At 60.0% G+C, this 14692-nt stretch carries 16 protein-coding genes; 6 read left to right on the top strand and 10 right to left on the bottom strand.

All coding sequences use genetic code 11. The features are described from left to right. Nucleotides 1-8: 8 nt before the first annotated feature. The gene (locus ACM6I6_RS09920) at nucleotides 9-569 is read right to left on the bottom strand and encodes a cysteine hydrolase family protein (RefSeq protein WP_323607233.1); all 561 of its coding nucleotides are present in this window, start codon (nucleotides 567-569) and stop codon (nucleotides 9-11) included. Between the two features lie 285 nt (nucleotides 570-854). On the opposite strand from ACM6I6_RS09920, the gene ACM6I6_RS09915 reads away from it, so the two are divergent. Then, nucleotides 855-1265 (top strand): GNAT family N-acetyltransferase, encoded by a 411-nt coding sequence (locus ACM6I6_RS09915; RefSeq protein ID WP_414919825.1) that lies wholly within the window; start codon nucleotides 855-857, stop codon nucleotides 1263-1265. A 4-nt stretch (nucleotides 1266-1269) separates the two neighbouring features. Here the strand turns inward: ACM6I6_RS09915 and def are convergent, their stop codons facing one another. From def to ACM6I6_RS09900, 3 genes are all read right to left on the bottom strand, one after another. Beyond that, complete coding sequence (gene def / locus ACM6I6_RS09910; protein ID WP_414919824.1) at nucleotides 1270-1809, bottom strand: peptide deformylase; 540 nt, start codon at nucleotides 1807-1809, stop codon at nucleotides 1270-1272. Between the two features lie 2 nt (nucleotides 1810-1811). After that, entirely contained in the window at nucleotides 1812-2771 is a 960-nt protein-coding gene (locus ACM6I6_RS09905) for a YihY/virulence factor BrkB family protein (protein WP_274073398.1), read from the bottom strand. A 175-nt stretch (nucleotides 2772-2946) separates the two neighbouring features. After that, nucleotides 2947-3138, bottom strand: coding sequence for a CsbD family protein (locus ACM6I6_RS09900; RefSeq protein ID WP_020798093.1), 192 nt, complete (start codon nucleotides 3136-3138; stop codon nucleotides 2947-2949). A gap of 198 nt (nucleotides 3139-3336) precedes the next feature. On the opposite strand from ACM6I6_RS09900, the gene ACM6I6_RS09895 reads away from it, so the two are divergent. Next, the gene (locus ACM6I6_RS09895) at nucleotides 3337-3714 is read left to right on the top strand and encodes a hypothetical protein (RefSeq protein ID WP_274073397.1); all 378 of its coding nucleotides are present in this window, start codon (nucleotides 3337-3339) and stop codon (nucleotides 3712-3714) included. An 89-nt stretch (nucleotides 3715-3803) separates the two neighbouring features. Here ACM6I6_RS09895 and fadD1 read toward each other — a convergent pair whose 3' ends face one another. Beyond that, a complete protein-coding gene (gene fadD1 / locus ACM6I6_RS09890; protein WP_274073396.1) occupies nucleotides 3804-5501 on the bottom strand; it encodes a long-chain-fatty-acid--CoA ligase FadD1 in 1698 nt (565 codons plus the stop codon). 354 nt (nucleotides 5502-5855) lie between these two features. Beyond that, nucleotides 5856-7544: a long-chain-fatty-acid--CoA ligase FadD2 gene (gene fadD2 / locus ACM6I6_RS09885; RefSeq protein WP_323607235.1), complete on the bottom strand. Its 1689-nt coding sequence runs from the start codon at nucleotides 7542-7544 to the stop codon at nucleotides 5856-5858. 226 nt (nucleotides 7545-7770) lie between these two features. On the opposite strand from fadD2, the gene ACM6I6_RS09880 reads away from it, so the two are divergent. Both ACM6I6_RS09880 and ACM6I6_RS09875 read left to right on the top strand, forming a co-directional pair. Continuing rightward, entirely contained in the window at nucleotides 7771-8715 is a 945-nt protein-coding gene (locus ACM6I6_RS09880) for an alpha/beta hydrolase (protein WP_274073394.1), read from the top strand. Between the two features lie 41 nt (nucleotides 8716-8756). Beyond that, nucleotides 8757-9227, top strand: a complete 471-nt coding sequence (locus tag ACM6I6_RS09875; protein WP_274073393.1) for a MaoC family dehydratase — start codon at nucleotides 8757-8759, stop codon at nucleotides 9225-9227. Between the two features lie 66 nt (nucleotides 9228-9293). Here the strand turns inward: ACM6I6_RS09875 and ACM6I6_RS09870 are convergent, their stop codons facing one another. The 4 genes from ACM6I6_RS09870 to ACM6I6_RS09855 all read right to left on the bottom strand — a co-directional run bounded on the left by ACM6I6_RS09870 (nucleotide 9294) and on the right by ACM6I6_RS09855 (nucleotide 13048). Further along, on the bottom strand, nucleotides 9294-10151 hold the full coding sequence (locus ACM6I6_RS09870) for an efflux RND transporter periplasmic adaptor subunit (protein WP_406591730.1): 858 nt from the start codon (nucleotides 10149-10151) through the stop codon (nucleotides 9294-9296). Between the two features lie 10 nt (nucleotides 10152-10161). Next, nucleotides 10162-10368 (bottom strand): DUF1656 domain-containing protein, encoded by a 207-nt coding sequence (locus ACM6I6_RS09865; protein ID WP_046816627.1) that lies wholly within the window; start codon nucleotides 10366-10368, stop codon nucleotides 10162-10164. Then, nucleotides 10355-12343 (bottom strand): FUSC family protein, encoded by a 1989-nt coding sequence (locus ACM6I6_RS09860; protein ID WP_414919823.1) that lies wholly within the window; start codon nucleotides 12341-12343, stop codon nucleotides 10355-10357. Before ACM6I6_RS09860 ends, ACM6I6_RS09865 begins: the two co-directional genes overlap by 14 nt. Nucleotides 12344-12580: 237 nt before the next feature. After that, nucleotides 12581-13048 carry a PA2169 family four-helix-bundle protein gene (locus ACM6I6_RS09855; protein WP_323607237.1) on the bottom strand — a complete coding sequence of 156 codons (468 nt, stop codon included), beginning with the start codon at nucleotides 13046-13048 and terminating at the stop codon, nucleotides 12581-12583. Nucleotides 13049-13251: 203 nt separating this feature from the next. Between ACM6I6_RS09855 and ACM6I6_RS09850 the strand changes: the two genes are divergently transcribed. Together ACM6I6_RS09850 and ACM6I6_RS09845 are read left to right on the top strand one after the other, a co-directional pair. Continuing rightward, the gene (locus ACM6I6_RS09850; RefSeq protein WP_046816624.1) at nucleotides 13252-13488 is read left to right on the top strand and encodes a DUF3820 family protein; all 237 of its coding nucleotides are present in this window, start codon (nucleotides 13252-13254) and stop codon (nucleotides 13486-13488) included. Between the two features lie 13 nt (nucleotides 13489-13501). Next, nucleotides 13502-14683, top strand: coding sequence for an aminotransferase class V-fold PLP-dependent enzyme (locus ACM6I6_RS09845; RefSeq protein WP_414919822.1), 1182 nt, complete (start codon nucleotides 13502-13504; stop codon nucleotides 14681-14683). Nucleotides 14684-14692: the final 9 nt, after the last annotated feature.

Raw genomic sequence — 14692 nt, 5'->3', positions numbered from 1 at the left:
TGCGGCTCCTACAGAGCTTTATCCAGAATGTGTGCGGTGCTGACGACCGTGGCGTACTCGCCATGCAAGTTGCCCAGCGACATCGCATGGACCTCTTCAGCGCTGTGGGCATTGCCGAAAAAGTCGGCCTTGTCGAAGGTAAAGCAGGCATCCTCCGCGACCCAGGTGTCAAACCCCAGATTGCCTGCGGTGCGCGCCGTGGACTCCACCGAGTTGTGCGTCGCTACGCCAACGATGACCAACTGCTCGATCCCCGCCTCACGCAAAAACGCCTCCAGCCCCGTCGAACAAAACGCATCCGGCACCTGTTTTTGAATGTGTCGTTCGCCGGCCGCTGGCTGAAACCGCGACTGAAATTCCACCCCGGATTGCTCGGGCCAGAACACTGAATCCTCTGACCTGGACAAATGCTGCACGTGGATCACCGGCCTGGCACTGTGGCGCCAGTGGGCCAGCAGTTCCAGCATGCGTTCTTCGGCGTGGGGATTGTTCCGGCGACCGAGTTTCGGCTGCAGGATGCCTTTCTGTTGGTCGATGATGATCAGCGCCGCGTTTGTCTTGAGCTCCATGCCGGCCTTTCTCCCTCGGGTCATTGGCTGTACCGCCCCCATCTTGCATGGGAGCGGTCATCAGCACCAGATCAATGACCGAACACGCCCACCTTCTTGGCTTTCTTTTCCGTGCGCTTTTCGATCGCCGATTTCAGCGGTTTTTTCTTCGCTGCCTTCTTTGAATCCATACCTTTGGACATGATGCGTACTCCACTGACTGGGGATGTGAGATCAGGTATACACCTATCGCCGCCGGCGTGTTCTTTTATAATCGCAGGCTTTGCACACCGACAGTCCCAGACCATGCCCGATACCCTGTACACCCGGCTCGACGAGCCGTTATGGCCATTGATGAACAAGTTTTATCGCGCCCACCAATCGTCGATGAAGGCGGTTCGCGACGCACAATTGTGGGTGGCGCGGCGCGACGGGATCGTCGGTGCGCTGTGTTTGCGGCCGGTGTCCGGCGGGTTTTGGCTGACCGGACTGTTTGTCGACCCGGCCTGTCGCGAACAGGGTGTCGCGGGCGCATTGATCGCTGCAGCGATCAACCAGGTTGAAAGCCCGGTATGGCTGTTCTGTCATCCGGACTTGCGGGAGTTCTATCAGCGTCGTGGCTTCGTCTTCGATCCGCCGATGCCTTACGCCCTGGTCGAGCGCCTGAGTCGATACGCGCGCAGCAAGCCGATGATTGCCATGGGCCTTGCGCGGTAACGGATCAGTCGTCTGCGTTGGGATCCAGATCCGGGAACATCACCTCGGTAAACCCGAACTTGCTGAAATCGCTGATGCGCGACGGGTACAATCGACCGATCAGGTGATCGCACTCATGCTGCACCACCCGCGCATGAAAGCCCGAAGCGATGCGCACGATCGGCTCACCCTTGGGGTCGAAGCCTTCGTAGCGGATATGTTGATAGCGATCCACCGCACCGCGCAGCCCAGGCACCGACAGGCAACCTTCGAAACCTTCTTCCAAAGTCGGGATCAGCGGCGTGATCAGCGGATTGATCAGGATGGTCTGCGGAACCGCTTCGGCGTCCGGGTACCGTTCGCTGTGCTCGAAGCCGAAGATCACCAGTTGCAGGTCGACGCCGATCTGAGGCGCGGCCAGGCCGACCCCGCCAACGCTTTCCATGGTCTGGAACATGTCGTCGATCAGTTGCCACAACTCGGGGCTGTCGAACATCTCGGCCGGCACTGGCGGGGCAATGCGCAACAGGCGTTCATCGCCCATTTTCAGAATTTCACGAATCATGGTCAGGTTTCGTCTATGGTCGGTTTCGGTTGTGAGTGATCGCGGCCCAGTCCCGATACGTGCTGTTTTTCCTCATGCACGGGGCCATGCTCGCCGGGGACCTTTTCGCCAGGGTCCTTGCCCTCTCGCGACATGTGCTCGATCACCGCATTCATCTCCGCACCCAGCAGCAACACCGCGGCGGAGATGTAGAAGTACAGCAACAGCACAATGATCGCGCCGATACTGCCATACATGGCGTTGTAGTTGGCGAACTCCTTGACGTACAGACCGAAGCCCAGCGACGCGATGATCCACACCACCACCGCCAGGACCGAGCCGGGCGTGATGAAACGAAACTCCTGCTTGACGTCAGGCATGACGTAATAGATCAGCGCCACGGCGACCATCAGCAGGATCACGATCACCGGCCAGCGTGCAATGGTCCAGAGGGTAACGATGAAGTACTCGAGACCGACTTGCGCCGCGATCCAGCCCATCACCTGCGGGCCGAGCACCATCAGCGCGGCGGCGATCAGCAACATCCCGGCGATGCCGACGGTGTAGATGATCGACAAGGGAAAACGCTTCCACGCCGGACGGCCTTCGACCACATCGTAGGCGGCGTTCATCGCGCTCATCATCAGCCGCACGCCGGCCGACGCGGTCCACAGGGCAATCACGATACCCACCGACAGCAGGCCACCCTTGGATTGCTGGAGCTGGTCGATCACCGGGTTGACCTGCTCCAGCGCCTGGGGCGGCAACACCAGTTCCGACTGCAGGCGCAGCCAGGAAAAGAAGTCAGGCAGGTGCAGGAAACCGATCAGGGCGATCAGGAACAGAATGAAGGGGAACAGCGAAAACAGCATCTGATACGCCAGCGCCGAGGCATAGGTCGACATTTCGTCGTCGACGAATTCAGTGACCGTGCGCATCATCACACGGTGCATGGGCAGACCTTTCATGTCCGGAAAAATCATTAGCGTCTCCATTCGCCGCAATCAGGATGGGTTGAAGTCATGGCGACTCAGGGGCTGTTTTCTACATCAAAAGTAGATTACCTGGCGACTTTGAAACAATTTCCCTGCTCAAGTTCAGGCTGACATAAAAACGGCCATCCGTGGATGGCCGCCGCTGTCACCAATCAAGGCCGAATCAGGCCTTGTCGACGCCTTTTTTAACAGCGTCCTTGGCTTTGCCCACCGCTTGTTGAGCTTCGCCTTTCTTTTCCTGCACCACGCCTTCGGCGCGCATCTTGTCATTACCGGTGGCCTTGCCAACGCCTTGCTTGACGTTGCCGGCTGCTTCGTTGGCCATGCCTTTTACTTTATCGCCTGTGCTGCTCATGGTGTTTCTCCCGAACAATATTGATGAATAAAGTGGTTACAGAAGGTTGACCGGAGGCGTTTGCACGGAGTTTCATTTATTTTTACTGCGACATTTCATCGATCCGCGCAGGTTGGGCTTTATGTTTACCGGCCAACCCCCGAGAATGCGCAACGTATTCAGGCCCTGGCGCTGAAGATCCAATTTTGTAGGAATGTTATGAAAATCGATAAAAAGCAGGCCATTGCCCGCAGAAACCTGGAACTGGGCGGTGCTGTGCTTGGCGTCAACAACTGCCATTTCACCGAACTGAACCGCAACCGCAACATCTGGTGGTTCGATATCCCGGTGACGCGCCTGGCCGTTGGTCAGTACGAGTGGATTCACCTGCTGATGCACACCCCGGACACCGACCAACTGTTGCACCTGAAAGTGCCGACCGTGTTCCTGCGCGAGAAGCTCGAAGGCCTGGTGGTGCGCAACGAAGGCAAGCGCAAGGCGGCGTTGAGCCTGGAACTGAGCGCCGACAAGGATTCCTTCCTGCAGGACATGCGCCCGGCGGGCACCAACGTCAATTTCGCGCCGTTCCGCCAATAATCGAAAAGACCGCAGCCCTGTAGGAGCTGCCGAAGGCTGCGATCTTTTGATATTCAACAAAAAGCCCCGCATCTGCGGGGCTTTTTGTTTTACGCGGCGTTCTTCGCCTTGATCTTCTTCAACTCTTCATCGCGCAACTCACGACGCAGGATCTTGCCGACGTTGGTGGTTGGCAGCGCATCGCGGAACTCCACGGAGCGCGGAACCTTGTAGCCGGTGACATTGGCGCGCATGTGCTCCATCACCTGTTCCTTGGTCAGGGTCACGCCCGGTTTGGCGACGATGAAAATCTTGATCGCCTCCCCCGACTTCTCGTCCGGCACGCCAATGGCCGCGCATTGCAGAACGCCCGGCAGGGTGGCCAGCACGTCTTCCAGTTCGTTCGGGTACACGTTGAATCCGGAGACCAGGATCATGTCTTTCTTGCGATCGACAATGCGCATGTAGCCGTCCGGCTGGATCAGCGCGATATCACCGGTCTTCAACCAGCCTTCGCTATCGAGGATTTCATCGGTGGCTTCCTGGCGCTGCCAGTAGCCCTTCATCACCTGCGGCCCTTTCACACAGAGTTCACCGATTTCGCCCATTGGCTGTTCGACACCAGCATCGTCGACGATTTTGCACAGGGTCGACGGCACCGGAATGCCAATGGTGCCGATCTGGATCTTCTGGATCGGGTTGACCGTGGCCACCGGGCTGGTTTCGGTCATGCCGTAACCTTCGCAGATGGCGCAACCGGTGACCGCTTTCCAGCGCTCCGCCGCCGCCAGTTGCAGGGCCATGCCGCCGGACAGGGTGACTTTCAACGCCGAGAAATCCAGCTTGCGGAAGCCTTCGTTGTTGCACAGGGCCACGAACAGGGTGTTGAGGCCGACGAAACCGCTGAACTTCCACTTCGACAGTTCCTTGACCATCGCCGGCAGGTCGCGCGGGTTGCTGATCAGGATGTTGTGGTTGCCGATCAGCATCATCGCCATGCAATGAAAGGTGAACGCATAGATGTGGTACAGCGGCAGCGGCGTGATCAGGATCTCACAACCTTCATTGAGGTTGGAGCCCATCAGTGCCTTGCACTGCAGCATGTTCGCCACCAGGTTGCGGTGGGTCAGCATAGCGCCCTTGGCCACGCCAGTGGTGCCGCCGGTGTATTGCAGCACTGCGACATCGCTGCTGGCCGGGTTGGCTTCAGTCACGGGTTGGCCATGGCCCTTGCTCAACACGTCGTTGAACTTCACCGCTTTTGGCAAGTGATAGGCCGGCACCATCTTCTTCACGTACTTGATCACGCTGTTGATCAGCAGACGCTTGAGCGGTGGCAACAGGTCCGCCACTTCCGTGACGATGACGTGCTTGACCCCGGTTTTCGGCACCACGGTTTCAGCCAGGTGCGCCATGTTGGCCAGGCAAACCAGGGCTTTGGCACCGGAGTCATTGAACTGGTGTTCCATTTCCCGCGCGGTGTACAGCGGGTTGGTATTGACCACGATCAGCCCGGCGCGGATGGCACCGAAGACGGCAACCGGGTACTGCAGCACGTTCGGCAGCTGCACGGCGATTCGATCGCCCGGCTGCAAATCGGTATGCTGTTGCAGGTACGCGGCAAAGGCACCGGACAATTCGTACAGCTCACCGTAGGTGATAGTCCTGCCCAGGTTGCTGAATGCCGGTTTGTTGGCGAAGCGTTGGCAGGATTGCTTCAACACTGCCTGAATATTCGGGTACTCGTCTGGATTGATGTCGGCAGCAATTCCAGCTGGGTACTTATCCTTCCAAAAGTCTTCGATCATGGAAGCCCACTCCTCAGCAACGCGAATTCAGCACCGCATTTGATGCGATTATTATTGGTGTTTGGTTATTGGTGAATCTGGGCTTTCATACAGGCCGAGAAGCACAAAACGCGCCGAGAGTAGCAGCTTTGCCAAGGGTCGCCTAGAGCCAAAAGCGGCCTCTACAGTCACAATTGTGACTCAAGAATGACAAGCGGTCATTTTAGAGCAAAAAACCTATATTGCCTTGAAACCCCCGAAAATCGGGGGCTCAAAACAAAAGATCGCAGCCTTCGGCAGCCTACAGGGGAATGTGATTCCTGTAGGAGCTGCCGAAGGCTGCGATCTTTGGAGAGCGCCCCGCTCTACAACCTGTTACGCGATATCCCGCAACTCCCGCCGCAGAATCTTGCCCACCGGCGTCATCGGCAACGACTCACGCAGGACGATGTGCTTGGGCACCTTGTACGCCGTGAAGTTTTCCTTGCAGTAGGCCTTCAGCTCTTCAAGGCTGACCCCCGCCTCACGCGCCACCACGAACAACTTCACCGCCTCGCCCGAACGCTCGTCCGGCACACCGATCACCGCGCAGTTGGCGACTTTCGGGTGAGCCATGACCACGTCTTCGATTTCGTTCGGGTACACGTTGAAACCCGAGACGATGATCATGTCCTTCTTGCGATCGACGATGCGCACGAAGCCGTCCGGGTCGATCACCGCGATGTCGCCGGATTTGAACCAGCCCTCGCTATCCAGCACTTCGTTGGTCGCCTCGGGTTTCTGCCAGTAGCCCTTCATGATCTGCGGGCCCTTGATGCACAGCTCGCCACGCTCGCCCAATGGTTGCTCGACGCCTTCGTCGTTGATCACCTTCAGCGTGGTGCCCGGCACCGGCAGGCCGACCGTGCCGATGCGCGACTGGTCGCCATAGGGGTTGGTGCAGGCCACCGGCGAAGTTTCGGTCAGGCCGTAGCCTTCGGTGATGCGGCAACCGGTCAGTTGCTCCCAGCGCTCGGCCGTGGCCTTGACCAGCGCGGTGCCGCCGGAGTTGGTGAGCTTGAGACTGGAGAAGTCCAGGGTCTTGAAGTCCGGGTGGTCCATCAGCGCGACGAACAGCGTGTTGAGCCCCAGTAATGCCGAGAACCGCCAGTTCTTCAGCTCCTTGATGAAAGCGCCGATGTCCCGGGGATTGGTGATCAGCACGTTGTGATTGCCGGTCACCATCATGCACATGCAATTGGCCGTGAACGCATAGATGTGGTACAGCGGCAGCGGCGCGATCATCACCTCCTGGCCTTCGCGCAGCAGCGGCCGGCCGTCGGCCGCGAACTGGCCGAGACAGGCCCGGGCCTGCTGCATGTTGGCCACCAGGTTGCCGTGGGTCAGCATCGCGCCCTTGGCCAGGCCGGTGGTGCCGCCGGTGTATTGCAGCACGGCGATGTCGTTGAGGCCTGCCTTCAACCCCTTGATGCCCAGGCCGCGGCCCATGCGCAACGCACTCTTGAAGGAAATCGCCTGGGGCAAGGAATAGGCCGGGACCATTTTCTTCACCTTGCTCACCAGCGTGTTGACCAGCCAGCCCTTGGCGGCCGGCATCAGGTCGCCCATCTTCGCTTCGATCAGGTACTGGATGTCGGTGTCGGGCAGCACTTCCTGAACTTTCTGCCCGAACATGTTCAGGTACACCAGTGCCCGGGCGCCGGAATCCTTGAACTGGTGACGCATCTCCCGCGCGGTGTACAGCGGGTTGGTGTTGACCACGATCAGCCCGGCGCGCAAGGCGCCGAACACGGCGATGGGGTATTGCAGGACGTTGGGCATCTGCACCGCGATGCGATCCCCCGGCACCAGGTCGGTATGGGCTTGCAGGTAACCGGCGAACGCGGCGCTGTAGCGTTCCAGTTCGGCGTAGGTCAGGGTGACGCCCATGTTGGTGAAGGCCGGGCGATCTGCGAACTTCTTGCAGGAACGCTCGAACACCTCGATGACCGACTTGTATTCAGCGACATCAATGTCCAGGGGGACGCCGGCCGGGCGTTTGTCATTCCAGAAATCAGGTTGCATTGTTCTTGTCCTCTTTACCTGAACCGATCCGGGGCCGCTGATCTGTCATTTCTCAAATACAGAACGCGGAGCTTCACGGACACTAGCAGCTATGGCGAATCAGGCAAATATGGGCAAGGGCGTCATAGACCGTGTGAATCTTCCCGCCGTGGCGTGGGCTGATGCCAGCGCCGTTATGCGCTATACAATGCAACCACCCCGCGCCCATGCATGGAAAGGAATCGCCATGATCCACGACACGTTCTGGCTGACCGCCAGTGACCGCAGCCGCCTCTTCGTCAACCAGTGGCTACCTGCTGGCAGCCCCAGGGCCGTGATCCTGCTGGCCCACGGCATGGCAGAACACAGCGGTCGCTACGGGCGCCTGGCGGAAAAACTCTGCGAACAGGGCTACGGCGTCTACGCGCCGGACCTGCGTGGACATGGCAAAACTGCCGAAAACGGGACGCTCGGCCATTTCGCCGACAGCGATGGCTGGGCCAAGGTAGTGGGCGACCTGGCGTGCCTCAACCAGCACCTCGGCCAGCAGCACCCCGGGACCCCGATTGTGTTGCTGGGGCACAGCATGGGCAGCTACATCGCCCAGGCCTATCTGCTGCATCACAGCGCCAGCCTGCACGGGGCCATTCTCAGCGGCTCGAACTTCCAGCCCGTGGCCCTTTATCGGGCGGCCCGCCAGATCGCGCGTATCGAACGTCTGCGCCAGGGCCCCAAGGGCCGCAGCGCCCTGATCGAATGGCTGTCGTTCGGCTCGTTCAACAAGAAATTCAAACCGGCGCGCACCCGCTTCGACTGGCTCAGCCGTGACCCGGTCGAGGTCGACCTGTACGCCAGCGATCCGCTGTGCGGCTTTCGCTGCACCAACCAGCTGTGGATCGATTTACTCGGCGGCTTGCAGCAAATCAGCAAAGCGTCCAATCTCGCCCAGATCGATCCGGGCCTGCCGCTGCTGGTGATCGGCGGCGAATGTGATCCGGTGAGTGAGGGCAAGCGTCTGAATGATCTGGCCAACGCGCTGCGCGAGGCTGGCAGCCAGAGCCTGCAACTGACCGTTTACCCGCAGGCACGGCACGAACTGTTCAACGACATCAACCGCGATGAAGTGACGACCGACGTGTTGGCCTGGATCAACCAGGCGTTGAGCAATCCGCGACCACACCGAACCGAATAGTTTTTTGTGAATTTTTTAATTCGTCACAGGAATCCAGACACATGACCCAGGTTACCAACACCCCTTACGAAGCCCTCGAAATCGGCCAGACCGCCAGCTTCAGCAAAACCGTTGAAGAGCGCGACATCCAGCTGTTCGCCGCCATGTCCGGCGACCACAACCCGGTGCACCTGGACGCCGAATACGCCGCGACCACCATGTTCAAGGAACGTATCGCCCACGGCATGTTCAGCGGTGCGCTGATCAGTGCCGCGGTCGCCTGCGAGCTGCCTGGGCCGGGCACCATCTACATCGGCCAGCAGATGAGCTTCCAGAAGCCGGTGAAGATTGGCGACACCCTGACCGTGCGCCTGGAAATCCTCGAGAAACTGCCGAAATTTCGTGTGCGCATTGCCACTCGCGTGTTCAACCAGCGCGACGAGCTGGTGGTGGATGGCGAAGCGGAGATCCTGGCGCCGCGCAAGCAACAGTCCGTGACTTTGACCGAGTTGCCGGCGATCAGTATCGGTTGATTACGTTAAAAGATCGCAGCCTCGTTTCACTCGACAGCTCCTACAAGGCTGCGATCTTTTGATTTTTCAAGGCTCCTGCACCTGCACGCTCGCCGTCATCCCCGCACTCAGGTTGAGCCCTTCCGGCAACTTGTCCAGCTTGATCCGCACCGGAATCCGTTGCGCCAGCCGAACCCAGTTGAACGTCGGCTCGACTTCCGCCAGCAACTGCCCATCCGGCGTCGTATTGCGGTCGGTAATCCCCCGGCTGATGCTTTCCACCGTCCCCTGCAAGGCATCCCCGGCGCTCATCAACCAGACTTTCACCGGGTCGCCGACGCGAATCCGCGGCAGCTTGGTTTCTTCGAAGTACGCCTGCACATAAAAGGTCGAGTCGTCGATCAAGGCCATGACTGACTGCCCGGCGTTCACATAGTTGCCCTGGGCCAGGCGCAGGTTGGTGATGTGCCCGTTGCGCGGGGCGTGGATCTGGCTGCGGTCGAGATTGATTTGTGCGGCCTTGGCTTCGGCCTGGGCCTCGCGCAATTCGCCCCGGGCGATGCCGGCGTTGATCTGCGCATTTTCCCGCAGCTCGGCACTGATCGCCTGCGGCCCGAGACTGGCGCGTCGGCTGGCTTCGCGCTCGCGCAGATTGAGTTGCTGCTGGCGGGTCTGCACCACCGCCTGGGCCTTCTCCAGCGCTGCCTCGAAACGATCGCGGTCGATGCTCAGCAACAGGTCGCCGGCCTTCACTTCCTGGTTGTCGTGGACCTTGAGCTCGCGCACCCAGCCCGACACATCCGGGGAAATCACCACCACATCGGCACGGACGCGCGCGTCGCGGGTCCAGGGGGTCAGCATGTAGTACTGCCACAGATGGACGCCGGCAAAAATCGCCACGGCCACCAGGCACAGGGTGACGGCTACACGTACGGGGGTACGCATGTTCAACTCCTTATAAAGGTCCGAGGACGACGGTGATCACGGTCAATACACAGACGTACAAGGCGCAATCGAATAATGCTTCATGCCAGATCCAGCGGCTCACCGGGGTCAGGCGCAATAACAGGCGCAAGGCGCCGGTGACCAGCAGTGCCAGCACCAGGTAAATCAGGAATGGACTGAGCAGTACGCCGCCCACCGACCACTCACGCAAGCCCATGAATTTCCTCCTGCTGGCGGCACCAGGCGCGCCAGCTGTTTTGCAATTGCAGCACCGCGCCCTGGGCCAGCTTCAGCGCATCGCTGGGAGGCAAGGCGTACAGGGTTTGCAGCAACGCTTCACTGGGTTCGGCCAAGGCCTCGGCGCGACTGCCGGCAGGGCCCTGGCGCAGGACATTTTCCAGGTCGTCGAGATAACGCCGCTGCGGCGCCGTGACCGGTACCTGCGCCACCGCCAGGCTCAAGCGCAGGTGCAGCAATTCGTCGCCGATGTCCAAGCCGAGCAAGCCGTCGTCCCAGCGACTGCGCGCCGGTTCCGGCAGTTCCGGATAGTGCCGCGCCAGTTGCAGCAAACGGTCGGCCATGCGCCCGCCGAACCAGCTTTCGGCACCGGCCAGGTTGCGCCGGGTCAGGCGCACCAGGTCGTCCAGGGTTGCCACCAGCAAACGTCGGCCATGCCAGGTCGGGTTGCGCAGGATCAGCAAATGGAACGCCAGCACCGCCGCACCGACGCCGATCACCATGGCCTGGGCACTGTTGAAGAAGGTCGCGACGCCGAACTGCATCTGGTTCAGCGGGGCCACCAGCACAATGAAATGCAGGCAGAACGAAGTGGCCGTGGCGCCGATCTGCGGCTTGGCCATGCCCAGCGCGCCGAAAAACAGCGGCACGCCCATGCCCAGGCAGAGCATGGCGAAACTGCTCCATTGCGGCAGCAAGATCTGCCCGACGACAAACGCCGCTGGAATGGCCAGGAAAATACCGCGCATGAAACTCATGCCGATCTGCGCGCCGTTCTCGCGGCTGGCGAACAGGCTGCAGACCACACAGGTCAACACCAGTGCACCAGCCGCGGCGGGCCAGGCGGTTGCCAGCCAGAAGCACGACACCACCAGGAAGGCCAGGGCGCTGCGGGCGCCGAAGACCAGGGCTAACGACAGGTCGCGGTGCGGTGTCAGGGTTCTCGGCGGAACCACTGCGTCACGGCCCTCCTCCACCGCTTTCAACGCCGCGTTCGCCGCCATGGCGGTGTCCATCAACAAGGTGAAACGGACCAGGCAGTAGCTCTGCGCGGAACTGATGTGCGGATCATGGGAAGCATCGAGCAAACGCGGGCGCAAGGCTTGCAGGATCGCGGCATCGGCACTGCCCAGCGCCTCCTGGACCTCGTTCATCCACGGCAACAACTGCTCGGACTCCTGCGGTTCCAACTGCTTCCACTGCCGGCGCACCGAACGGGCAATGCGCAACAGCATCAACAGCTTCTGGCTCAAACCGCTGATGGCCCGCGCACGTTGGCGCCCCTGGCCGCCTTCGAACCAGGCGTGTTCGCGCTGGGCGTCCACCGCGACGATTCTTCCGAGGATTTCCAGCAGGCCCTTGCGCGCCTGGCCATCGCCAGCCAGGGTCGCCCGCGCGGCATTGATCCCGCTTTGCCAGGCGACCCGGGCCTGCTCGGCCAATTGGCGTTCCACCCGCAGCGGCCAGATCAAGGCACTGCTGACCGTGGCGCAGATAATCCCCAGGCTGATTTCCGTGCAACGCGCCACGGCCTGATCGAACACCGTCAACGGATGGTTGATGGCCGGCAAGGCAATGATCGCCACCGTGTAACCGGCCAGCACGAATGAATAGGACCAGGCGCTGCGCAGCAGTGTTGAACTGGCGGTACACAGCCCGAGCCACAACGCCAGGGCCAGCAGGAACAGCCAGGGAGTCTGGGCAAAGACGCCCATGAACACCACCGACATGATCGTCCCGACCAATGTCCCCAACAGTCGCGCCAGGCCTTTTTGCAGGACCATCCCGGACAACGGCTGGGCCACGATGAAGGCCGTCATCAACGCCCAGGCCGGTTGCTCCAGGCCCCAGCGCAACGCGAGCCACAGCGCCACGCCCCCGCCGATCAGGGTCTTGATCGCGAATTGCACGGCGCGCAGGTCAGGCGCGAACAAAGCCTGCAGGGTGATAGGCACTAAATGGACTCTCGAGAGGACGATTTAACGATAGACGGCTTCTCCCACGACCTCTCATAAAACGCGGATTCTGTAGGAGCTGCCGAAGGCTGCGATCTTTTGATCTTGCTCTTCAGCGGGTTCAAAGCCGCCAAAAGATCGCAGCCTTCGGCAGCTCCTACAAGGGTTTTTGCGGTGTTATTCACAGGGCACAAAAAAACGCCAGGCTGGCTGGCGTTTTTGACAGCTAACGAACGCTTACGAGCGCGCGCGAGCCTGGTTACGCAGGGCTTTCACCTGATCGTGATTGCGCTGTACGCCATGGTACTGACGCTCAACCACATCACGAATGCTGACCAGGTTGTCCTTGTTGATTTTTTCGATGGCTTCCTTGTAAGCCTTCTTCGCATGGTCTTCACCACGCTCGGCTTCATTCAATACAGCCTCTTCGTCCTTGCCGGTGAACATCGACTTCACGTCGACCCAGCGACGGTGCAGATCACCGCTGACACTGGTGGAAGTTTCCGGATCGCCACCCATCGAGCGTACGAGGCTCTGCAGTTCAGCGGCAGCTTGTGCGCAATCGGCAGAACGTTGCACGAACAGGGTTTTGAGTTCAGGTTGTTTGATGTCTTCAGCGCAAGTCTTGAACCCTTCCTGACCGTCCTTGCAGGTTTCGATCAGGTCGTTGAGTACAGAAATCGCTTCTTTATTCATGTCGGTCATTTTCAATTCCTCGCGGGTTGATGAAAGATGCAATAGCTATTGCACTGGTCATGCCAGCCCGGAATTGATTGGTAATTCGTTATTTTTCAATAACTTATAATTTATCCGAAAATCTGTATCCGTTTTATTTGCATGATCTGTCATTTGGCCTGCATGCAGAATGCCTGTATTTTCCAGACTGATTGATTCAAGACGGCCGATTGATGAACCCTGAAAAGCTCGAACTATTGATTACCCGGCAAATGCCCTTCGGCAAATACAAGGGCCGCATCATCGCCGACCTGCCAGGCCCCTACCTCAACTGGTTCGCCCGGGAAGGTTTTCCCAACGGCGAATTGGGCGGGCTGCTGGCCCTGATGCAGGAAATCGATCACAACGGCCTGTCCGAGTTGCTCGAACCCTTGCGCGCCAAACATGGCAAACCCGCACCCCGTCATTGAACCGAGTAACCCCATGCCCGATAACACCCGCCGCGCCCGTGATGAAGCATTCTGGAAAACCTTTGCCGACCGCTACGCTGTGCAACCCGGCCCGATCAACCTGGAAAACGGTTACTTCGGCCGTATGTCGCGCACGGTGGTCGAGGAATATCAGCGCAACATCGAACTGATCAACCGCAGCAACTCGGTCTACGTGCGCCAGCGTTTCGAACAGGGCGAGAGCCAGAAGATCAGCGCGCAGGTAGCCGGGTTGATTGGCGTTGCCGCAGAAAGCGTCGCCCTCACCCGCAACGCGACGGACGGTTTGCAATCATTGATCCGCAACTACAACCTACTTCAACCAGGCGACCAGGTACTGTTCAGCGATCTGGAGTACGACACTGTCAAGGGCGCCATGCGCTGGCTGGCGCGCCACCGCGGCGTTGAAGTGGTCGAGATCGAACACCGGCATCCCGCCAGTTTCGACAGCCTGCTAGGCACTTATCGCGAAGCCTTCGCGCGTTATCCGCGACTCAAGCTGATGGCCCTGACCCACGTCACCCACCGCACGGGCCTGGTGATGCCGGTCCAGGCGATTGCCGCCGCCGCCAAAGAACATGGCATCGACGTGATTCTCGACGGCGCCCATGCGCTGGGCCAGTTCGAGTTCGACCTCGCTGAGCTGGGCATCGACTTCGCCGCCTACAACCTGCACAAGTGGATCGGTGCGCCGCTGACCCTGGGCTTCGTCCATATCGCCCCCGAGCGCCTGGCCGACATCGACACGGACATGGGCGAGATGCATTTCCCGGTCACCGACATCCGCGCCCGCACGCCGTACAGCACGCCCAACATTCCGGCCTTGCTCACCCTGCCGCTGGTCATCGAGGAGCATCATGCGATGGGCGGTGCCGCCGCCAAGGGTGCGCGACTCAACTACTTGCGCAACCTGTGGGTGAGACCGGCACGGGAGCTGCCGGGCATCGAAGTGATGACGCCGGATGACCCACGGTTGTATTGCGGCATCACGTCGATGCGTTTTACTGCACATGCCGATCAACAGCCGATGGTCGAGCGCCTGCTCAAGGACTACAACCTGTTCACCGTGGTGCGCAGCGGGGCGGCGTGTGGGCCGTGTATTCGTATCACGCCGGGGCTGACGACTACGGCGGCGGATATGATGGTGTTGACTTCGGCGTTGACTGAGTTGCGCTGAGATTACTGT

This window comes from Pseudomonas sp. IT-P218 (assembly GCF_949767605.1).
In the GTDB taxonomy this organism is placed as follows: Bacteria; Pseudomonadota; Gammaproteobacteria; order Pseudomonadales; family Pseudomonadaceae; genus Aquipseudomonas; species Aquipseudomonas putida_AE.
The sequence above is the reverse complement of the archived record's forward strand: the minus strand, read 5'-3'. Positions and strand labels throughout refer to the sequence as shown.